Annotated in this window: 18 protein-coding genes and 1 pseudogene; 7 read left to right on the top strand and 12 right to left on the bottom strand. The window is 63.5% G+C overall.

All coding sequences use genetic code 11. The annotated features are described in order from the left end of the window. Nucleotides 1-258 (bottom strand): IS5/IS1182 family transposase (locus tag BMW90_RS11155; protein WP_074836621.1); only part of this gene is annotated, 258 nt, incomplete at its 3' end. A gap of 50 nt (nucleotides 259-308) precedes the next feature. Here BMW90_RS11155 and BMW90_RS26360 point away from each other — a divergent pair. Continuing rightward, nucleotides 309-659 carry a hypothetical protein gene (locus BMW90_RS26360; protein ID WP_139211331.1) on the top strand — a complete coding sequence of 117 codons (351 nt, stop codon included), beginning with the start codon at nucleotides 309-311 and terminating at the stop codon, nucleotides 657-659. A gap of 98 nt (nucleotides 660-757) precedes the next feature. On the opposite strand, the gene BMW90_RS11150 is transcribed toward BMW90_RS26360, so the two are convergent. The 10 genes and pseudogenes from BMW90_RS11150 to BMW90_RS11110 form a co-directional block, all read right to left on the bottom strand. Further along, on the bottom strand, nucleotides 758-1,198 hold the full coding sequence (locus tag BMW90_RS11150) for a hypothetical protein (RefSeq protein WP_074836604.1): 441 nt from the start codon (nucleotides 1,196-1,198) through the stop codon (nucleotides 758-760). Beyond that, nucleotides 1,182-1,787 (bottom strand): recombinase family protein, encoded by a 606-nt coding sequence (locus BMW90_RS11145; protein ID WP_083416025.1) that lies wholly within the window; start codon nucleotides 1,785-1,787, stop codon nucleotides 1,182-1,184. The genes BMW90_RS11150 and BMW90_RS11145 overlap by 17 nt, the downstream gene beginning before the upstream one ends. 638 nt (nucleotides 1,788-2,425) lie before the next feature. Continuing rightward, nucleotides 2,426-4,741 (bottom strand): DUF5906 domain-containing protein, encoded by a 2,316-nt coding sequence (locus BMW90_RS11140; protein WP_139211329.1) that lies wholly within the window; start codon nucleotides 4,739-4,741, stop codon nucleotides 2,426-2,428. A gap of 161 nt (nucleotides 4,742-4,902) precedes the next feature. Continuing rightward, entirely contained in the window at nucleotides 4,903-5,163 is a 261-nt protein-coding gene (locus BMW90_RS11135) for a helix-turn-helix transcriptional regulator (protein ID WP_074836601.1), read from the bottom strand. A 211-nt stretch (nucleotides 5,164-5,374) separates the two neighbouring features. Next, nucleotides 5,375-6,595, bottom strand: coding sequence for a tyrosine-type recombinase/integrase (locus BMW90_RS11130; protein WP_074836600.1), 1,221 nt, complete (start codon nucleotides 6,593-6,595; stop codon nucleotides 5,375-5,377). A gap of 484 nt (nucleotides 6,596-7,079) precedes the next feature. Continuing rightward, on the bottom strand, nucleotides 7,080-7,889 hold the full coding sequence (locus BMW90_RS11125) for a citryl-CoA lyase (protein WP_074836599.1): 810 nt from the start codon (nucleotides 7,887-7,889) through the stop codon (nucleotides 7,080-7,082). Then, complete coding sequence (locus tag BMW90_RS11120) at nucleotides 7,886-9,079, bottom strand: CaiB/BaiF CoA transferase family protein (protein ID WP_074836598.1); 1,194 nt, start codon at nucleotides 9,077-9,079, stop codon at nucleotides 7,886-7,888. The genes BMW90_RS11125 and BMW90_RS11120 overlap by 4 nt, the downstream gene beginning before the upstream one ends. Before the next feature lie 36 nt (nucleotides 9,080-9,115). Further along, nucleotides 9,116-9,404, bottom strand: a pseudogene (locus BMW90_RS26995) (tripartite tricarboxylate transporter permease); the annotation flags it as partial. A 120-nt stretch (nucleotides 9,405-9,524) separates the two neighbouring features. Next, on the bottom strand, nucleotides 9,525-12,506 hold the full coding sequence (locus BMW90_RS26675) for a midas domain-containing protein (protein WP_170850538.1): 2,982 nt from the start codon (nucleotides 12,504-12,506) through the stop codon (nucleotides 9,525-9,527). Between the two features lie 395 nt (nucleotides 12,507-12,901). After that, complete coding sequence (locus BMW90_RS11110) at nucleotides 12,902-13,606, bottom strand: hypothetical protein (RefSeq protein ID WP_074836597.1); 705 nt, start codon at nucleotides 13,604-13,606, stop codon at nucleotides 12,902-12,904. Between the two features lie 244 nt (nucleotides 13,607-13,850). Between BMW90_RS11110 and BMW90_RS11105 the strand changes: the two genes are divergently transcribed. The 3 genes from BMW90_RS11105 (at nucleotide 13,851) to BMW90_RS11095 (ending at nucleotide 17,729) form a co-directional block, all read left to right on the top strand. Then, nucleotides 13,851-14,510 carry a TIGR02466 family protein gene (locus BMW90_RS11105; RefSeq protein ID WP_048528992.1) on the top strand — a complete coding sequence of 220 codons (660 nt, stop codon included), beginning with the start codon at nucleotides 13,851-13,853 and terminating at the stop codon, nucleotides 14,508-14,510. 101 nt (nucleotides 14,511-14,611) lie between these two features. Next, the gene (locus BMW90_RS11100; RefSeq protein ID WP_074836596.1) at nucleotides 14,612-16,408 is read left to right on the top strand and encodes a type I secretion system permease/ATPase; all 1,797 of its coding nucleotides are present in this window, start codon (nucleotides 14,612-14,614) and stop codon (nucleotides 16,406-16,408) included. A gap of 4 nt (nucleotides 16,409-16,412) precedes the next feature. Continuing rightward, complete coding sequence (locus BMW90_RS11095) at nucleotides 16,413-17,729, top strand: HlyD family type I secretion periplasmic adaptor subunit (RefSeq protein WP_083416020.1); 1,317 nt, start codon at nucleotides 16,413-16,415, stop codon at nucleotides 17,727-17,729. 3 nt (nucleotides 17,730-17,732) lie between these two features. Here BMW90_RS11095 and BMW90_RS11090 read toward each other — a convergent pair whose 3' ends face one another. Continuing rightward, nucleotides 17,733-18,239, bottom strand: coding sequence for a MarR family winged helix-turn-helix transcriptional regulator (locus tag BMW90_RS11090; RefSeq protein ID WP_048528987.1), 507 nt, complete (start codon nucleotides 18,237-18,239; stop codon nucleotides 17,733-17,735). Nucleotides 18,240-18,478: 239 nt separating this feature from the next. Between BMW90_RS11090 and ectA the strand changes: the two genes are divergently transcribed. The 3 genes from ectA to BMW90_RS11075 are packed head-to-tail and all read left to right on the top strand — an operon-like array spanning nucleotide 18,479 to nucleotide 20,760. Further along, complete coding sequence (ectA, locus tag BMW90_RS11085; protein WP_048528985.1) at nucleotides 18,479-19,012, top strand: diaminobutyrate acetyltransferase; 534 nt, start codon at nucleotides 18,479-18,481, stop codon at nucleotides 19,010-19,012. Nucleotides 19,013-19,066: 54 nt separating this feature from the next. After that, a complete protein-coding gene (ectB, locus tag BMW90_RS11080; protein ID WP_048528984.1) occupies nucleotides 19,067-20,359 on the top strand; it encodes a diaminobutyrate--2-oxoglutarate transaminase in 1,293 nt (430 codons plus the stop codon). 5 nt (nucleotides 20,360-20,364) lie between these two features. Then, on the top strand, nucleotides 20,365-20,760 hold the full coding sequence (locus BMW90_RS11075) for an ectoine synthase (protein ID WP_048528982.1): 396 nt from the start codon (nucleotides 20,365-20,367) through the stop codon (nucleotides 20,758-20,760). Nucleotide 20,761: the final 1 nt, after the last annotated feature.

Raw genomic sequence — 20,761 nt, 5'->3', positions numbered from 1 at the left:
TTCGCCGTGCCCGGCAGCCAGTCCGGCCATCATCCGGGTAAAGATGCCTCTGTCACTCCACCGCTTCCAGCGGTTGTAGAGTGTCTTGTGTGGGCCATACGCACTCGGCGCGTCGCGCCACCGCAAGCCATTGCGATTGATGAAGATAATTCCACTCAACACACGCCGATCATCGACGCGGGGTTTGCCGTGGGACTTCGGGAAGAAGGGCTCAAGACGCGCCATCTGTGCATCTGTCAGCCAGAAAAGATCGGACATGTTCACCGCTCGTTTTTCGAACCGTGAATCACGCCGACAGGCGGAAATCAATGGGTCCTGACCCTAGGGCGCTCGCTGCCGTATCCGAACTCCAAGATATACAGCTGAAGAGCATCGAGGACGCGCTCGAAAAAGTCAACAAGGCTGCAAATAGACGGAATAGACTTGTTCACGGCAGCTGGGAATTCATGAATGACAAGTTCCAAGTGACTACATACCAGCCTAATAATAAGAACCCGGAAAAATCCGAAGTTGTTACCGAGAAATCTGTCCTTGAACTGGCATCAGACTATCGCGCTGCTGGGCTTTTTGTCGAGGCAGCGGCTTCCAGCTTGCTGACATCTGCCATGGAGCGAAATACTTCTACAACGGCTTCTTCCGGGTCGCCTGAGCAAAGTTGATAGCCCAAGGAACGGTAGAGCGCTCGGACGCCCTCACTGATCATCCTTTGGCTCACGGCATAATTGCTGTCTTGCATGTTTTTATCGTCTCCTAGCTTTCAACCGTCGCCCTTGGGCGTCACGTCCACCATTTTCCGGTAGTCTTCAGGCGTCATGGCGGCGGGGAGGTTGATGTTCACCTGGACGGCACTGCTGCCGCCCTCCAAGGGCTCGCCTTCGCGGTATCCGTGGCGGGCCTTCAACAGGAACATGCCCGCAACCACGTTGCCGTCCATCGCCGTCTCATAGAGCTTCGCCACCAGCGCGTCATGCTCCTTGGCCCTCCCCCGGTCCAGCGCCTCCTGAACCTCGGGTTGGCGCTCGCGCACGTTTCGGAAAGCGTCCTTGCCCATGCGCAGGGCCTTGGCGATGGTGGCAACGGCAACACCCCGAGCGGCCAGCTCCTCGACCATCTTCAAGCCCCGGCGGCCAACGCGCCACTCGCTCTTGCCGGCGTCATTCACGACGCGCCGGGCGGGGATTTCATGCTTGGCTTCCATGCGTCTCCTCCTTCATCTCATTGGCGATCCGCTGCACGACTGACTTGCCCACGCGAAGCTCAGCCGCGATCTTGTTGATGCCGAGGCCCTGCTGCCGAAGCGAGCGGATTGCCTCGCAGGTGCCGTCGCCCGTCTCTGGCCGACCGAACCTGACGCCCCGCAGCCGGGCGCGGGCGATCCCGGCGTGGGTGCGCTCGACAATCATGTCGCGCTCGAAGGCGGCGAAGACTGAGGCCATGCCCAAGAGCGCGCGGCCCGCCGGGGTGGTGGTGTCCACCGCCTCGCGGTCAAGGTAGAGGTCGCAGCCGATCTGCCGCACCTCCTCGAACAGGGCCGCGAGGTTGGCGAGGCTGCGCCCTAGGCGCGACACGTCAACAGCGGCGATCAGGTCAAAGCGCCGCCGCCGGGCGTCGGCCATCATCCGGTCGAGCGCCGGGCGCGAGCGGCTGGCCCCCGAAGCCGTCTCGACATATTCCTGCACTACGTCCCACCCGGCCCGCTCCGCCACCTCTCGCAGCCGGACGAGCTGGTTATCGGTGGTCTGGCCGCCGGTGCTAACCCGAGCATAGATCGCCACGCGCTTCGCCATCTCCATTTCTCCTCTGTGCTGCCCCGCGAATTCCGGAACATAGCGTGAACATTGTGGCGCGGTCTAGCCCGGAAAGGGGACGGATGGCGGGCCGTTTTCTTGCTGCCTTCGCGGCCCAGAAAACATAGGCGATGCGGCGAGCGTTTCGGGACCCCTTTTCCGGGCGGCCCGTTTCTTGCTGTCGCGGCGCGGATCGGCATTGCCGGGGCGGCGGTGGCCGATCTGGCGCGCCCTTTTACCGGGGCGGCAGGCGCGTGTTGCTGTGTCCCCCTGCCCAGAAGAGTGGCGCGCAGCCGCCCTCCCGATCTTCCCGTTCGGGATCGGCGCGCCTTCAGAACGGGATAAAGGGTGCAAGGTCTTAACGCCCAGAGAACGAAGGGTTTTCCGCCATAGGCTCCCGTTCCTCCCGTTCCTCCCGTTCTTTTGGAGAGTTAGGGAAAGGAGTGAGAAGGCGCGCAAAAGAGGGTCCGAGATGGTAGAAAAAAGGAACCGCGTCGGAAAACCACTAGAACGGGAAGAACGGGAGCCGATGCGCTAACCCCCAGCGGGGGCGCAATTATCTGGCACGGTGGCGCATCCCGTTCTCAGCCGCCGGGGCCGGAAACGGGATGCGCCGCTGCGGAACGGGAGGGCCGCCCTCAGAACGGCATCTCATCGCCCCAGTCTTTGGCGGTCGGCACCCGCACCACGTCCCAATTCGCATGGGGGTCGTCGCCCCAGTCGAAGGCCCGTCCATGCATCTCCGACCACCAATCACGCGCCACGGCAAGCGTCGGCAGCCAGACCCCGCGCGCCGTCTTCCCGGCGATGCTGACCTGTTCGGTCCTCTGGACGCGCCCGAGCTTCTTCAGCTGGTGGCCAAGCGACTTTTCAAGACCCGCAGCTTCGCCCCGCTGGATCTTGCCGCTGGCAACAGCCGCCTTCGCAAGGGCACCCGAGGGGATGAAGACCCGCCCGCCATCTTCGGGCACGTCAACAGGTTCGCCATTGCGCCAGATTTCCGGCGTCTCGCCCGACGCAAGCATTTCATGGATCACCCGGGCTGCGCCGGTGAAGCTGCTCTCCACCTGCTCAGCCAGCGCCGCCGTCTGAGGCCGGTCGCGGTGCTCGAAGCCCGACAGGTCGCGCTGCATCAGAAGGTGTGCGAATGCCTCGCGCCCGCCAGCCTGCCATTGCTCGACCAGGGCGCGAAAGAAGGTCCGGTCGCCCCGCCGAGCCGGAGAAACGTCGAGCACCAGCCAGCGCCGGTCATCGGCGTCCGTCGCCACGATGTGCGGATTGTTCGATGCCAAGATCACGGCGAAATGGTTGGGGGCCGCGAAGCTGTCCACCCCCTTCGGCTCGATGCGGATGTGCGTCTGCGTCACCAGCGTCTTGAGCCGACCGACCATGTTGGCATTCTTCGCGGCGGCGATCTCGTCCGCGAAGACAAGGAGCGCCTGTTGAAGGTGGGCGTTGAAGTTGCCCATCAGGCCCTTCTGGTCGGACACGGCGACGAAGTGCCGCCCGAACAGCTCACCGAACTTCTCGGCAAAGAGGGATTTGCCAACACCCTGCCCGCCGCGCAGCGCAATCGAGGTTTCGAGCTTGGCCCCCGGCTGCTGGAACTTCAGCGCCATCCAGTTCAGCAGGTACTCGTAGACCTCGCCATCACCGGCGGCGATCACGTCCCGGATCAAATCAAGGAACAGGCCGCAGTCGCCCGGCGCGGGCACCACGGCGGGGCCGCGCCAGAGGTTGTAGACACCATCGGGGGATTCGACCCCGGGCATGAACTCGACGCGCTCGAAGTCGCGCCGCTGAGGGTGTTTGATCCACCACTCGGCCAGCGGCTTCTTCACATCGTTCCCGTCCTTGTCGACGGCGACCTTCACAGTCCGGTTCGCGTACCAGTCGAAAAGCTCGGCCTTCTTCAAAAACTCCGGCAGGCCGTCGCTGCGCTCGACCAAGACCCGGACCCGCCCGCCGTACTTCACCATCGCATGGCGGGCGTTCATCTCTGCAAGCTCGGGTTCGACCGCCTCGGCCCTCGCCCGCGCGATCTGCCGCCCCGCGTAGCCCTTGGGCTTCGGCTGTTCGAGGACATGGGCGCTGATCCCATATTCAGGGTCAAGGATCACTGCCGCCATCACATCGTCGTCCACGCCGGCGCGGATCATCTCGCAAAGGACAGCAAACAACACCTCAGACCGCGACGGGTATTTGCTTGGGTCGTCAGGATCGCCACCGTTGACAATGAGCATCCGCGTCCGGGCAGATATCGTAGCCGGGAGATCATCGAGGCTGTCGAGGCGCTTCACGTCGCCCAGCTCGACGCACGGGCCACCGGCGGCGGGCGTGGTCTTCGCCACCTCCGCCTCGGGGAATTCGGCCAGCCGGTACGTGCGCCGCCATTCCGCATCCACGACGCTTGCGAGCCGGGCAACGCGCCCCTTCTTGCGCTTCTTCTCACTGGGCCAGTTCACGGTCCCGGGGAGGCGCATCAGGCGGTCGATGTTGTGGCAGGCGTCGGCCTGTAGGTCCGTCTCAATCCTCAGGTTGCGCCGCTCGATGTGCGCGGCGTCCCCGTCCAGCGGCACGGGCTCCTCCGCCTTCCAAAAGTCTTGGTACCCGCCGCCACTGTCAACGATGGCCGTGGGCGCGGGGCTGTAGGCCCGGAGGAGCCGCAGCGCCCGCTCGCGTTCGGCGTCCAGCACCTCGCCCGGGCGCGGGTCCACGTCCACATGCAGGCCGGTCGCGGCGGCCATGTCGGCCTTCTCCGGCTTCTTGCGGACAGGCCCCGCCGTCTCGTTCACCGTGAAGTAGAGGTTCCAGCGCCCGCCGCTGTGGTCGTGGATCCACTTCCGCACCGCGCCGGGGTCGGCCAGCGTCACCGTCCGGGTTGCGCCGCCCTCGGGTGGGATCGCCGTCAGGACCCAAGGCCCACCCGGACGCCAACCTTCAAGGAAGGTCACGGCCTCCTCGGGGTTCGGCCACAAGTCTCCGGCCTCGCCTCGGCCACCTCCGCCCGCTATACTCGGGTCACAGGGTTGATGATGGCGGTTCTGTTCAAGGGTCCTGTCTTCCTGAGCGCCCCCGGTCCCCCGGCTGGGGGCGTTTCCTTTGTCCATCGCACTCATTCGACCGCACCCCCGGCTTCAACCCAGGCACGCACGTCTTCAGCGCGGTAGCGGATGCTGTGGCCCACCTTCAGGAACGGCGGCCCGACGCGCTTGGCGCGGTACGCCTCCAGCGACTTGGGCGAGAAGCCCGTCATCTGGGAAACCTGCTCAGCGGTCAGGTATTCGGGGGAGACGGGCACACGCCCGCGCGGAAGGTCACGGAGGATGCGCGCGGTCACGGCCTCCGCGATGGCTTCAATCGTCTGTTGGTCCATTGTCGTCACCAAACAACAGACCGCCTGCGGCGGGCGGTCGGTTCAGTGACAGGCCCATGTGAGTTGTTTGCTCACCTACCGGTTGGCCCGCGCCCCTCGCTCTCGCGGGGCGCTCCCCGTGCGCGGCACCCCCGGTGAGCCGACACGGTTTCCTAGTCTCGCCCTAAGCTACCCCTTTGGACGCCAGTTGGGAAACCCTCTTTCTCCCTATTCAACCCGCAATCTTTTGTTGTTCGGGTTCCAGCAGGGCAAAGATCGCGGCGGTCATGCGCTCCTGCTCGGCAAGCAGCGTGTCGAACAGGGCGCGCTCGTGGATGTACACCCCGTCGATGCCGGGCACGGTGTGGTCCAGCAGGAGCCGGGCGTTCACGCGGTCGATGCCCTCGCGCTGGGCAACCGTGCGGTAGGTGTGCCGGAGGATGTGGCCGGTGTCGCTGGGCAGCGCCTTCTCCTTCCAGACCTGCGTTGCGATCACCTCGCCCGTCTTGCTCGACCGGGTGGGGAACAGCCATTCCGACTTCGGGAACAGGACTGCGCCCGTCACAAGGATGCGCTCCACCACCTCGACCATGCGCCCAGACAAGGGCAGGTCGAAGCTCCGGCCCGACTTCATCCGGGGGATGGAGATGGCGCGGTCAGCCGTCCGCACCCAGTCGCGGCGCAGGGAGACGAGGGTGCCGGGGCGCAGGCCCGAGAGGAGCCCGAGCGTGTGCATGTCCCGGCGCAGCGGGTTCGGCAGGGCCTGCACCTTCGCCCACCAGTCGGGCAGGTCCTCGGGCATGATGACGCGGTTGCTCGACCGCTCCTTGTTGAAGGTCACCGCCGCCACCGGGTTCACGGGCAGGGCGTCCGGGTCATCGACCACCTTCAGGGCGAAGTTGTAGGCGGCCCGGAAGTCGCGCAGGGTCTTGTTGGCGGAGGGGCCGCCGTGGTCTCGGGTGATGCGGCGGTGTTCCTCGCGGGCCATGCTGCGCCTGATCTCTGTCAGGGGCGTGTCGGACCAGCCGGAGAGGTAGCGGTTAAGCCGGTCCAGCATGTTCTCCACCGACCGCTCCGCGCAGTCCCGGGCGCGCATGTCGGCAATGTACTCCTCGTACAGGCGGCGCACGGTCCATGTGCCCGCGTCTGCCGCCGGGTCCGCCGCCGGGGCGTTCGGGTCGATGCCGCGCTTGATCTGGTCGATCACCGCCGACGCCCGGTTCCGGGCCTCCTCCAAGGTCAGCTCCTCGGTGGTGCCCAAGGTGTGGCGGACGGTCTTCACCAGCTTCCGCCGCCCGCGCTGCCCCTGCCAAAGGTCACGCTGCACCTTGTAGGACTTTCCCGTTTTGTTCACCGCCACCATCAGCCCCGTCACCTTGGCGTCCCGGACTGTCGTGGCCTTCCCCTCGAACTTGAGCCCCCTGATGAGCCCCTCTGTCAATTTCTCTGGCATCCCGCATCTCCTCTGCGAACCGTGTTTGCCCCGAAGCTCGAACCGTTTCCGAACCAGGTGGGGATAGGGTTCGCTCGGGCTGTCGCGGGCTAACGTAGCCTCAAGATGCTGTTTAGGCTAGTGTTTTATGGGGCGGCGCGGGGCGGGGAGGATTGGGGTCTGTCGCCTCCTAAGGGGCAGGTTGCAGGTTCGAATCCTGCCGGGGTCGCCAAAATCACCTGACTTTATGCCCCGGAAAGAGACGATTTATCCAGTGCCTTCGCTGGTGGTCTGAGGGGGGCAGAAAACGGTCCTTCCGTCCTTGCGTGTGCACGGAAAATGACTGCGATTTCCCTTTCGGTGCGGAGTGATTTTTTCCGGCTCTGCGATGCAGAAACAACCGGCATCCGCCCAACTGTTTGCGGCTTCAGCTATCAGCTCCTGAACCTCGGTGTGAACAGGAACACGCCCGAGCCCGATCACGTCAATGAGGGTCTCACTGGCTTCAGATCGGATCGGGGCCGGTGTAGGTCCAGCGATAGGCAGGCGGGGTCGGTCCCTTGTTGCGCCCGCCCTGGTTCATCTGTTCCCAGGCATGGGCGATCACCCCGACCGAGCGTGACAGGCAGAACAATCCGCGCGCCAGTGGGCCGGCAAAGCCGAGTTCTGCATAGATTACCGCCGTCGCGCCATCAATGTTCATCGGCACCGGGCTGCCTTTGCGATCGTTGAGCACCGTCTGGACGGTGCGGCCGATAGCGGCGTATCGCCCGCTGACCGTTCCGGCCGCGGCAGCCTCGTCCACCAAGCCCAGCAGGCGCGGCGCGCGCGGGTCTTCGGGCTTGTGAAACCGGTGGCCGAAGCCCGGGATAAATTTGCCGCGCTCGGCCTGCCAGCGGTCGACCATCTGCGGCACCGCAGCATCCAGAGGCTGGCCCGCCTGAACGGCCGCACCGATCCAGCCGTAGAACTCCACCGCCTGCTCGCCGGCCCCGCCATGAACATCATCCAGCATGTTCACCGCCGAGGCCATGGCCCCGTTGAGACCGAGCCCGCAGGTCACCGCCATGCGGGCGGTCGCGATCGAAGGCGCCTGAGGCCCGTGATCGACCGCCGCGACCAATGCGCATTCCAGCAGACGCGCCTGCGACTCGGTGGGCAGGTCGCCCCGCGTCAGCAACCAGATCATCTGCGGGAAGGTCACGGCGCCGATCAGTTCCTCGACCGGATGGCCGCGAAACCGGATCTGGCCGGGCGCCATGTCGATGATCTCGGTCGTCCACCAGTCAGAGACGTCATTGCTGTCTCGGGTCATATCGCGCCATCCTCTTGCAATGTATCGATGTCCTCGGTGGAAAGGCCAAGCTCCTGCCAGATCTCGGCGTTGTGCTGGCCCAGTTCCGGCGGCGGGGTCTCGACCGCGGGCGCCGCGCCGTCAAGCTTGATGCCGGTCGTGGCCACCTGGATATCGCGCCCCACGCCGGGCACATCCGCATAGCTGTGCAGAAACCCCCGGTCGGCCACCTGCGGCATGGCCAGGATTTCCGGCACGGTCAGCACCGCACCCGCCGGCACGCCGATCCGGTTCAATTCCTTGGCCCAGTCGCGGGCGGGCCGGGTTTTCAGCACGGTTTCCAGCTCGGCCTTCAGCGCCCGGCGGTTGGCCTTGCGCGCCTCCCGGCTGGCATATTCGGGCCGCGCGCAAAGATGCGACAACCCCAGATGCCCGGCCAGCAACTGCCATTGCTCGTCCTTGTTGGCGGCGATGTTGATCAGGCCTTCGCCGGCTTCGAAGGCCCCGGAAGGGGCAGAGGTGGGGTTCTCGTTGCCATGGGCCAGAGGCTCCACCCCGGCGATCAGGTAGTTGGAGACCACCCAGCCCATCGTTGCCAGCACCGATTCCAGCATCGAGACGTCGATCATGCTGCCCCGGGGCGTGGCATTGAGCGCGGCGGAAATGGCAAAGGCGGCGGTGATGCCGCCGACGGTATCGGCCACCGGATAGCCGACGCGCAGCGGTGCGCTTTCGCCGTCGCCGGTGATCGACATGACCCCCGAGGCGCCCTGCACGATCTGGTCATAGGCCGGGCGATGCACCCAGGGGCCATCCTGCCCGAAGCCCGAGATCGCGCAATAGATCAGGTGCGGGTTCACCGCTTTCAGCACGTCATATCCGACGCCCAGACGGGTCATCACGCCGGGGCGAAAGTTCTCGACCACCACATCGGCGGTCGCCACGAGGCGCAGGAACAGCGCCTTTCCCTCCGGGTGCTTGAGATTGACGGTCACCGATTTCTTGCCGGCGTTCTGGGCCAGAAAGGACACCCCCATGCCGCTGGCATTCAGCTCCGGGTCGGCCCCCAGCTGCCGCGCAAGGTCGCCGCGGCCCCTGGCCTCGACCTTGATCACCTCGGCACCCATATGCGCCAGGTGGTGGCAACAGAACGGGCCGGCCAGCACATTGGTCAAATCGAGCACGCGAATGCCCTCTAGCGGTTTGCTCATGGCCTCTCCCTGGCTCGATGTCGCTGGCGTCGGGCCTCAGTCGCCTTTGGCCGCACCTGCCGCCCGGTTCCGCGCGCGGCAACTGGGCAGGACCACCAGTATCAGCGCCCGCACCGGCAGGCCAAGTGTCATCGGACGGTCGCAGATGAAACTCACCCCCATCACAAAACTGCATGGCGCAGGAAAAGTTGTTCTTCGACGGCGGACCGAGAATGAAGCCGATCAGCAGGCGCGCCAGCGGGAGATCTGCAAACCGCAGGAAGGTCGCGCAGAGAGCGCAGCCAACCAGGATCAGCAGCTCGGTAGCGGTGTTCTGGCCGATATGGGGCAAGGGCGCAGCCTGGCGAGCGCTCCAAATAAGAAGGCGGCGCTGGGAGCGCCGCCTTGGTGTCTTGGCAGAACCGCTGCCTGCGGGAAGGTCTCCGCAGGCAGGTGGTGCGAGGGATTAGACGGGTTCGTTACCCTCGTCGCCTTCGTCACCCTCGTCGTCTTCGTCGTGTTCGTTGCCCTCGTCGTCTTCGTCGTTCTCGTCGCCTTCATTGCCTTCGTTGTTCTCGTCGCCTTCATCGCCTTCATTGTTATCGGCCTGGCTGTCCGCTTCGTTGCCTTCGTCGCCTTCATCTCCTTCGTCGTTCTCATTGCCCTCGTTGGCTTCGTCACCTTCGTCGTCGGAGTCTTCTTCGTTGAGTTCGTCGTTCTCGTCGCCTTCGTCGCCTTCGTTCTCTTCGTCGGCCTCGTCAGCTTCGTCGCCTTCGTCGCCTTCGTCTCCTTCGTTGCCTTCGTCGCCTTCGTTATTCTCGTCGTCTTCGTCGCCTTCGTTGTCTTCGTCGTCTTCGTCGCCTTCGTTGCCTTCCTGGCCTTCGTCTCCCTCGTCGCCTTCGAAGTCTTCGTTGCCTTCGTCGCCTTCGTTGTTTTCATCCTCTTCGTCGTTTTCGTCGCCCTCGTTCTCCTCGTCGCCCTCGTCGAATTCGTCGCCTTCGTCGTCTTCGTTAGCTTCGTCGTCTTCGTCGTTCTCGTCGTTCTCGTCGTTCTCGTTGTCTTCGTCGCCTTCGTCTCCTTCGTTGTTTATGCCGCCTTCGTCGCCTTCATCGCTTTCGTCGTTTTCATCTCCTTCATTGTTTTCGTCACCTTCGTCCGCTTCATCGTTCTCGTCGGATTCGTCGCCTTCATTGCCTTCGTCGCCTTCGTTATTCTCGTCGGCTTCGTCGCCTTCATTTTCTTCGTCGTGCTCGTCCCCTTCGTCGTCCTCGTCGGCTTCGTCACCTTCGTTGTCTTCATCGCCCTCGTCGTCTTCGTCGCTTTCGTCGTCCTCGTTGCCTTCGTCGCCTTCGTCCTCTTCATCACCCTCGTCGTTTTCGTCGTGCTCGTCGGCTTCGTCGCCTTCGTCGGCTTCGTCGCCTTCGTCGCCTTCGTCGGCTTCGTCACCGGAGTTATCTATGTCCGGATCAATTTCGTCACCTTCATTGCCCTCGTCACCCTCGTCACCAGTGCCGGCCACAGGCTCATCGCCTTCGTCGCCCTCGTCACCCTCGTTGGCCTCATCGCCTTCGTCGCCCTCGTCGTATTCGTCGCCCTCGTTGGCCTCATCGCCTTCGTCATTCTCGTCGTTTTCGTCAAATTCATTGTCTTCGTCGCCTTCGTCGCCTTCGTCGCCCTCCTGGCCTTCGTCACCTTCGTCGTTTTCGTCGTCTTCATCGTTCTCGTCGCCCTCGTCGTCTTCGTCGTGCTCGTCGAGTTCGTCGCCTTCGTTGCCCTCGTCACCTTCGTCATTCTCGTCGTTTTCGTTCCCGGTATCCGGCAGGGCTTCGTTGCCTTCGTTGTTTTCGTCGTCTTCGTCGCCTTCGTTGCCTTCGTCGCCTTCGTCGTTTTCGTCGTTCTCGTCGTTTTCGTTGTCTTCGTTGCCTTCGTTGAACTCGTCGTTTTCGTCGCCTTCGTCGTTTTCGTCGTTTTCGTCGTCCTCGTTGGCTTCGTCGCCTTCGTCGTTCTCGTCGCCTTCGTCGCCCTCGTCGTTTTCGTCGGCCTCGTCGTCTTCGTTGCCTTCGTCGTCTTCGTTGTCTTCGTTGCTCTCGTCGCCTTCGTCGCCTTCGTTGTCTTCCTGACCGGGCACGTTTTCGTTGCCTTCGTCGCCTTCGTTGCCTTCGTTATCATCGTCGTCAGGGTTGGTGCCGTGCTCATTGCCCTCGTTGGCTTCGTCAGCCTCGTCGTCTTCGTCGTCTTCGTTGCCCTCGTCGCCTTCGTCGTCGAACGTATCGGTGCCGTCGCCCTCGTCGCCCTCGTCGTCTTCGTCGCCTTCGTCGCCCTCGTTTTCTTCGTCACCCTCATCCTGCGGGTCTACGCCGGGCTCGTCGCCTTCGTCGCCTTCGTTGCCTTCGTTGCCTTCGTTGCCTTCGTTGCCTTCGTTGTCTTCGTCACCCTCGTCGCCTTCGTCGGCCTCGTTGCCTTCGTCACCTTCGTTGCCGGTTTCGTCGCCCTCGTTGCCTTCGTTGTCTTCATTGCCCTCGTCGTCTTCGTCGGCCTCGTCGCCTTCGTCGCCTTCGTCGTTTTCGTCGTCTTCGTCGTTTTCGTCCTGCTCGTCGCCTTCGTCGCCTTCGTCGCCTTCGGCTTCGTCGCCCTCGTCGCCTTCGTTGCCTTCGTTGTCCTCGTTGCCTTCGTCGCCTTCGTTGCCTTCGTTGCCTTCGTCGCCTTCGTTGCCCTCGTTGGCTTCGTCGCCTTCGTTGCCTTCGTCGTCTTCGTTGCCTTCGTTGCCTTCGTTGCCCTCGTCGCCCTCGTCGCCTTCGTTGCCTTCGTCGGCCTCGTTGCCCTCGTTGTCCTCGTCGCCCTCGTTGCCGTCGTCGCCCGAGCCGCCGCTCTCATTCCCCTCGTTGTCTTCGTCGCCCTCGTTGCCTTCGTTGCCTTCGTCGCCTTCGTTGCCCTCGTCGCCCTCGTCGCCTTCGTTGCCTTCGTTGTCCTCGTTGCCCTCGTCGCCTTCGTTGCCTTCGTCGCCCTCGTCGCCTTCGTTGCCTTCGTCGGCCTCGTTGAATTCGTCGTCTTCGTCGCCTTCGTCGCCTTCGTCGCCCTCGTTGCCTTCGTCAGCTTCGTTGCCTTCGTTGTCCTCGTTGCCTTCGTTGCCTTCGTTGCCCTCGTTGCCTTCGTCGCCTTCATTGCCGCCGTCGGGCTCGTCCTGTTCGTCGCCTTCGTTGCCCTCGTCGCCCTCGTCGCCCTCGTCGTTCTCGTCGCCCTCGTCGAACTCGTCGCCTTCGTTGTCCTCGTCGTCTTCGTCGCCCTCGTTGCCTTCGTTCTCCTCATCGCCTTCATCGCCATCGAAGAAATCAACAAAGCTCAGGGGCGCGGTGAGGTCACGGATCTCGAGCGCGGCGTCGATCAGCGCGGCCAGCTCTTCGGTGAGGTCGGTGGTCAGGGCGGCGGGGGTGGCGATGATGGCGGTCATGGGAGGTCTCCGTTGGTCGGAATGGTCTCTTGCGAGAATGAAAGAAATGCGCCTGCCAGGCAGGCAGCTCTGAATCGGGAGTTCTGGTGGGAGCGGCTCAGCGAGCCTGAAAAATCCAGAAATGCAGGTATATCAAAAGCGCATGACCGATGTGCATTTGGGTATATTAATCAATGCAGTACAAAAAACCCAATGCGGGCCAAAGTGATGCTCAATGACGCCACGGCCCAAGGAAATGCAGATTTACTCAAGATGTTCGGCACGAATCGGCATTCTGTCAACGGAAATTTAAGGAACTGGGGTTTCCGGCGAGGCCGCGCAGCCCCCGCCCTGACCGTCTTCCAGGCGCTGTCGCAGCAGGGGCGAACGTGCCTCGATCACCCGGGGTGATCGCCTTATGCGTGCAGATCGCGCCGCAGATCAGCCAGGCTCTTTTCGCCATGGAAAACCGCCCGTCGCACCGCGCCCGTCCCCTCTTGCAGAAGGAGCAACGCGAGGATTCGGGCGGGCGGATAGTTCCAACTGTAGTCATACGCCGCCCCGGGGCGCGCAAGACAGGCTTGCAATCGCTGACGCATCGCGCCGAGGTTGCGCGCCCGGTGGCCGGCCAGCGCATCGGCAGCGGCGCCAGCGTGGCCGGGCGAGAGATCGGCCAGCCCCGGCGGCACCATTTCTTCGGCCAGAAAGGCACAGGTTTCGCGCAGCACCGGCGCCAGTGCGGCTCCGGCGATGCAATGCAACTGGAGGGCATGGCCGAATTCATGCGCTGCGATGGCGAGGTCCGCAGCCGAACGCGAGAGCGGGCAGGACACGTAAACCAACGATTTTTCAGTAATATAGAGCGCAAATGGCTTCGGGTGCCGGGCGCGGTCAGGAGCAAAGTTCAGCACGGTGGCGCCGGCTGTTCGTTCGATCTCCGGGGTGAGCTCTGGCAGGCGGTGCGTCAGGGCGCGGGCGACCAGTGCCCAGAGCGCCGGGCCGTCCGGCCATTCCGCTGCCGTATCGCTGTGCGCGACCGGCTCCGGGAGGGGCGGTTCGGTGGCCAGCAGCCGGGCGCAGCCCTGCGCTGTCATGCCGTGCAGCGCCAGCCAGTCCCGCATGCAGGGTGGGGACGCGGCGCGCATCACGCGACCACACACGCCAAAGGAGAGTGAGATGCCGTAGCGTCACCCGGCAACCGCTTCGGGCAACTCCGGTCGCCAGAGCGATGCTCCATCATAAGTTGCAGGCTGGACACGTGAAAATAACCAATTGGAATAAGGCGCTTCGCTGGTATGATCGCAGGTGGCGGCGGCGGCCGCCATCCTAGCAAGACCATGTATTTTAAAACAAGTGAGAGATGGAATGGCCAACGAAGACTTCAATTTCACTCGACGCATGTACTTTCCGACTATGGTATTTCAAATCGATTTGAAAAATCCCGAAAAGCTGAACGAAAGCCTGATCGAAAAGATTTACAACGAACGTATCCGCGACCAGAAAGGCATCAGCCGCTCGAACATTCCCGCACTGGGCGGCTGGCACAGCCACAACGATCTGCACAAAGCCGACGACTATGCCGAGATGGTCTCGCGCATCAATCAGGCAACCGCCCGGATGTCGGAGAACCTCGGCTATGCCGACACCCACGAAATGAGGATCGGCACCATGTGGTCGATCATCAACCCGCCGGGCTGCGTGAACAAGGCGCATGTCCACCCCGGCTGCCTGTGGAGCGGAGTCTACTATATCCAGGCGCCGGAAAAATGTGGTAACATCGAGTTCATTGAACCCAGAACCATGCATTTGATGAACCAGGCAAAGTTTCAGCCGAACAAGAAACGGCCCAAGGAATGCTGGACCAAGGTCCGCTTCACGCCGGTGCCGGGCCGCATGCTCATTTTTCCGAGCTGGCTGTATCACTCGGTCGACACGAATGAATCCAAGGAAGAAGGCAACGACGCCAACCGCATCATTATCAGCTTCAACCTCAATCAGGTGAAGAAGCCGAACAAGAAGAAGTAGCTCTTTCCGGCTACACCGGGGCAGCGCCGCCGGCGCTGTCCGTCATGGGTCGTCTGACGCGGTCCGTTCCGGTTCTCGAAACCACGGAAGGACAGAGTAACGTGAATTCAGCCAAGGCACTCCGAGGGTCGGCGCGGGCCGCCGTCCGCAAGGGCGGGTTCATCCTGACCTCGGCCTTTCTTCTCAGTTTTCTGGTCAATGTCCTGCGCCTGGCGGGGCCGATGTTCATGATCCTGATCTATGACCGGGTGCTCACCTCGCGTTCGGTCGAAACCCTGGTGGCACTGGTGGCGCTGGTCATGGGCCTGCTGCTGGTGCTCGGCGTGCTGGATTACGCCCGCAAGCGCCTGCTGGCGCGGTTTGGCGCGCAGTTCCAAGAAAAGATGGAGCAGACGCTGCTGCGCCATTCCGGCCGCAACCATGTCTTTCAGCACAACAAACCCAAGCCCGCCGTCGGGCTTGACGAGGTCGACGGGCTGCGTGGCTTTTTCCACTCCGGCTCGCTGATCGCGATCTTCGACTTCATCTGGGCGCCGATGTTTGTCGCCGTGGTCTTTGTGTTGCACCCGCTGCTGGGCTGGGCCTGTGTGGCCGGGGTCGGCGTGATTGCGCTGCTGGCGGCGCTCCAGGCGATCTTCATGGGCGGCCGCCAGGAACGGTCGCGGGCCGCCTCCGGGGCGGTCAACCAGCTCAAGAACGTGCTCATCGCCTCGCGCGATACCGTGCGGTCACAGGATATGGGCGTGGGGTTCAATCCGCGCTGGCAACAGGCGCGCAATCAGGCGCGTGACGATTCCATCGCGCTGCGCGACTGGACAAGCTGGTTCGAAACCATGTCGCGCATCACCACCATGGTGGTGCGCTACTCGGTGCTGGCCACGGGTGCCCTGCTGACCCTTCAGGGCGAACTGACCGTGGGCGCGATGGTGGCGGCCACCTTCCTGGTGACCCGCATTCTCGGACCGGTCGACCGGTTCTTTGTCCAGATCCCGCGGATGTTCGAGGCCCGCCAGCACTGGCAGCGTCTGACCCGCATCCTGGCCAACCGCGCCGAAGAGCTCGAGGACGATTACGCCGAACAGCCCGGCGCACCCTACCGGCTTGTGCTGCAAAACCTCTCGGTCCGCTCGCCGCTCACCGGCAACCTGATCCTGCGCTCGATCTCGCTCACCGCAAATGCGGGCGAAGTGATCGAAATCAACGGGCTGTCGAGCCAGGGCAAGACCGTTCTGCTCGAGACCATCCTCGGGATGTGGCAGCAAAGCGCCGGCGCCGTGCTGATCAATGGCCGGCACACGTCACGGCTCACCGACGCCGAGGCGCAGCGGGTTTTCGGCTATGCGCCGGAGTCGCCCGGTTTTGTGGCCGGCACGATCGAAGAGAACATCTCGGGTTTCGAGGCCAGCCCCGACCCGGAAAAGGTCGGCGAGGCGGCGCGGCGGGCGCGGATGCACGCCGCGATCTGCTCGCTGCCCGATGGCTTCAAGACCGTGATCGATGCCCGCGGCACCTGTCTTTCGGCCTTTGAGCGCTATCAGCTCAGCCTCGCACGCGCGCTCTATCACAGCCCTGAAATCCTGATCATCGATCAGCTCGATTCCGACATGCTGGTGCGCATTCCCAAAAAACTGAAACAGACGCTTACCGCGCTCAAAGACGAGGGGACGCTGATCCTGATGACCGCGCGCGACCCTCTGGGGCTGGGGTATACCGACCGGCACTTCCTGCTCAAGGACGGCAAGCTCACCGAACAGAAAAGCGCCTCGTCCTCCAATCAGAACCGCAGGGTGGCCGAAGACGCGCCCGCCGCCGCGGGCCAGCAACGGCCGCGGGTCGCGGTGGTGCGCAACGATGGCGCCGTGAGCGAAGAGCCCCGCCCCAAGGTCGCGAGACGGTGAGCCGATGACCGAGAGCCCCGACCGACGCCGCAGGACCTGGACCACCGGACGCCCGTTCACCATCGTGGTGCTGACAATGATCCTCGGGCTGGCGGGGCTGGGCTATTGGTCGACGCAGGCGCGGATATCAGGGGCGGTGATCGGCAAGGGCGTGCTCGAGGTTTCGACCTCCATGACCGCCGTGCAGCATCCGGTGGGCGGCGTCGTCGATCAGATTTTTGCCCGCAACGGCGACCGGGTGCGCGCCGGCGATCTGCTTGTCCGGCTCGACAGCACCGAGCCGCGCTCCGATCTCAATGTCACCGAAGGCGAGCTCTTCGAGACGCTGGCCAATATCGCCCGGCTCGACGCGGTGCTCGACAACCGCGACGCGCTCGACCTGCACCCGTTGCTGGCCGAAGCCGCGGCCGAGCACGCGGATATCGGCCGGCTGGTCGCGCGACAGCGCCGACAGCTGGCGGCCCATTTCGAGGCGGTCAGCTCCGGCATGCGGCTGCTGGAAGAACAGGCCCAGCAAATTCGCGCCGAGATTGCCGGGGTGTCCTCGCAGTTGGCCGCCACTCGCGAAGAGCTGTCGCTCTTGGCGGAAGAGATCGCCAATGCCGACGCCCTGGCCGAACGCCAGTTGATCAAGGCCTCGGAGGTCTACAAGCTCAAGAAGGAAGATGTCGCCATGCGCGGCGAGATCGGCAGGCTCGAAGCCAAGATCGCGGAGCTGCGCGGCAAGATCTCCGAGCTCGACCTCAAGCGGTTGGCGGTGGTGCCGGAAGCACAGGAAAAGGCCGAAGAGGCGCTGAGCAAGCTGCGGCCGCTGCGCACGCGCTACCTGGAAAAGCGGCTTCAGCTCACCGACACGTTGAGCAAGCTGGAGATCCGCGCGCCGGTGGACGGCACCATCCACCAGTCAGCCCTGTTCGGCACCCGGTCGGTCGTGGTGGCGGCCAAGCCGCTGATGATGATCGTGCCCAGCAGCGAACCGGTGCAGGTCGGCATAAGGGTCGACGCCACCGACATCGACGAGGTGCGCGTCGGGCAGCAGGCGTCGATCAAGTTCAAGGCGTTCAGCGAGCGGGAAATCCCGATCATCGTCGGTGAAGTGGCGCGGATCTCGGCCGATGTGATCTCGGATCCGGTGAGCAAGGCCTTCTACTACGAGGTCAAGGTGCAGCTGCGCGAGGATGAGATGGCCAAGCTCGGCGATCGCGATCTGGTGCCCGGAATGCCGGTGGAAGCGTTCATGACCACCGAAAGCCAGATCGCCATTCAATACGTGCTCCGGCCGATCAAACATTATTTCGATCGCGCCTTCCGCGACACCTGACCGCTATTGCGGCTTTGGCGTGGCGTGGAAATCGCCCGCCGCCAGCACCGGCGAGGCATCGATATCTTCGGCGTCGAGCATGGCGGCCACCCGCTCGAGCGAGGACAGAAGCTGCGCCTGCTCCCAATCCTGCATCCGCTCGAAGGAGCCCACAAAACGCTGTTGCAGCGCGTCGGGCACATCCTTGACCACGCTGCGGCCCTTGTCGGTGATCACCACATGGGTCTGGCGGCGGTCGGTCTCGCTGCGCTGCCGCGATACCAGGCGCGAGGCCTCGAGCTTGTCGATCAGCGCGGTCACCGTCGCCTGCACCACCCCCATCTGCGTTGCCAGCACCTTGGGCGTGGTGCTGCCGTCGCGCTGACCGTGCAGGATCTGCAACACCCGAAGCTGTGCCGGGGTGATTCCCGCCGCCATGGCAAGATTGCGCTCATACAGCGTCGTGGCGCGCAGGATTCGCCGCAGCGCAATGAGGCACTCGTCGACACGGATGGGGGGCAATTCAGTCATGCGCCCAGTGTCGCATGAAGCGGGTTGACGCTTCAATCATCAAACTATCTACATTCTTTCGTTCACAGAGCGAAGAAAGCCTGAGTCAAGCTGCTTCGATAGTCTTTCCAATTATGGCGCATTCTTGCCTCAAATGCCGCTATTAGCGCCGGAAAGCGAGATAAATCTACTTCGCATGTTGAAGTTTCGGCACTCTGGCGCTATTTAAAGCCTCGAACGATCAGGGAGCGTAAAGCCAGATGCCGAAAGACATGACCGAACCCCGAACGCGTAAGCTCCGTTTGCGCAAACCCGATGCGACGGACGGAGCCGACATCTGGGCGCTTGTCAAAAGTTGCAAGCCGCTCGACGAAAATTCCATGTATGCGAACCTGATCCAGGCCGATCATTTCCGCGATACCTGCGTGGTGGCGGAGCTTGACGGCGAGATCGTCGGCTGGATCTCCGGCCACATGATCCCGTCGAAGGACGAATTCTTTGTCTGGCAGGTGGCGGTCAGCGCACAAGCGCGTGGCCTCGGCCTCGGCAAGAAGATGCTGCTGGAACTGATCCAGCGCGACGCCTGCGACGGCGCCGACCATCTCAAGACCACGATCACCAAGGACAACGCCGCATCCTGGGGGCTCTTTCGGAGCTTTGCCCGCGAAATCGGCGGCGAACTGGCAGATGAGCCGCATTTCGAACGCGATGCGCATTTCGACGGGCATCACGACACCGAGCATATGGTGACGATCAGCCTTCCGGCGCCCGAAATGCTGGCACGCGCTGCCTGAACTCACCCCCGGATTCCAGAAATTTTCAACGCACCAAGTGCGAAAGGATACCTCATGCCCAAGGACATGACAGAAACCCGCGATATCTTTGAACGTCGCGAGAGTGCCGCCCGCTCCTATTGCCGCAGCATGCCCGCCGTCTTTACCAAGGCGAGCGGTTCCGAGCTGACGGCGGACGACGGCCAGAGCTACATCGACTTTCTCGCCGGCTGTTCCTCGCTGAACTACGGCCACAACGACCCGGACATGAAGGCCGCGCTGATCGATCACATCAGCGCCGACGGCATTGCCCATGGTCTCGACCTGCACACCGACACCAAGGCCGCCTTTCTCGAGGCCTTCGACCGGCACATTCTCGAGCCGCGCGGCATGGATCACCGGGTGATGTTCACCGGACCGACCGGCGCCAATGCCGTCGAGGCGGCGATGAAGATCGCCCGCAAGGTTACCGGCCGCACTAATGTCATCGCCTTCACCAACGGCTTTCACGGCGTGACCAACGGCGCGCTGGCCGCGACCGGCAACGGCTATCACCGTGGCGGCGCCGGCATGGCGCTCTCCGGTGTGACGCGGATGCCCTATGACGGCTATTTCGCCGGTGCCACCGACACCGCCGATTTCCTCGAGGCGATGCTGAGCGACAAATCCGGCGGCGTCGACGCGCCCGCCGCGATCATCCTCGAGACCGTGCAGGGCGAAGGCGGATTGAACGCCGCCAGCACCGAATGGGTGCAGCGCATCGCCAAGCTGGCCAAAGACCACGGCGCGCTTCTGATCATCGATGACATCCAGGCCGGCTGCGGCCGCTGCGGCACTTTCTTCTCCTTCGAAGAGATGGGTGTGACGCCGGATATCGTGACCATGGCGAAATCGCTCTCGGGCTTCGGCCTGCCGATGGCGATGCTTCTGGTGCGCCCCGAGCATGACGTGTTCGGCCCGGCCGAGCACAACGGCACCTTCCGCGGCAACACCCACGCCTTTGTCACCGCGCGCGTCGCGATCGAGAAATTCTGGGCCGATGATGCGTTCCAGAAAGAGCTGGCCGACAAGGCCGAGCTGATCCATGGCAAGCTGACCGAGCTGGCAAATATGGTCGAGGGCTCCAAGATGAAGGGCCGCGGTCTGATGCAGGGCGTCGACGTCGGTTCGGGCGAGCTCGCCGGCGAGATCTGCGCCAAGGCCTATGAGAACGGCCTCGTGGTCGAGACCTCGGGCAGCGAGGACCAGGTGGTCAAGATCCTTGCGCCGCTGACCACCCCGGTCGCGCTGCTGGAGAAGGGCTTCGAGATCCTGCTTTCGGCGGCCGAGACCGTGATTTCCGAGAAAACAGCAATCGCAGCGGAGTAACCGACATGATCGTGAGAGACTTCAACAAGATCGTCGATTCCGAGCGGGATCGCGTGGTGTCCGACGCGCAATGGACGTCGGTCCGGATGCTGCTGGCGGATGATGGTATGGGCTTTTCCTTCCATATCACCTTCCTCGAAGGCGGCTCGGAACACACCTTCGAGTACAAGAACCACTTCGAAAGCGTCTATTGCATGAAAGGCAAGGGCTCGATCACCGATCTCGCCACCGGCGAGACCCACGAGATCACCCCCGGCGTCATGTATGCGCTGAATGAACATGACCGGCACGTCCTGCGCGCCGAAGAAGAGCTTGTCATGGCCTGCGTCTTCAATCCGCCCGTCACCGGGACGGAAGTACACCGCGAAGACGGGTCCTATGCGGCAGCCGAGGTAGCTTGAC

Origin of the sequence: Marinovum algicola (genome assembly GCF_900109145.1) — a bacterium.
GTDB lineage: Bacteria > Pseudomonadota > Alphaproteobacteria > Rhodobacterales > Rhodobacteraceae > Marinovum > Marinovum algicola.
Note: the sequence above shows the minus strand (reverse complement) of the source record. Positions and strands in the feature narration are given on the sequence as shown.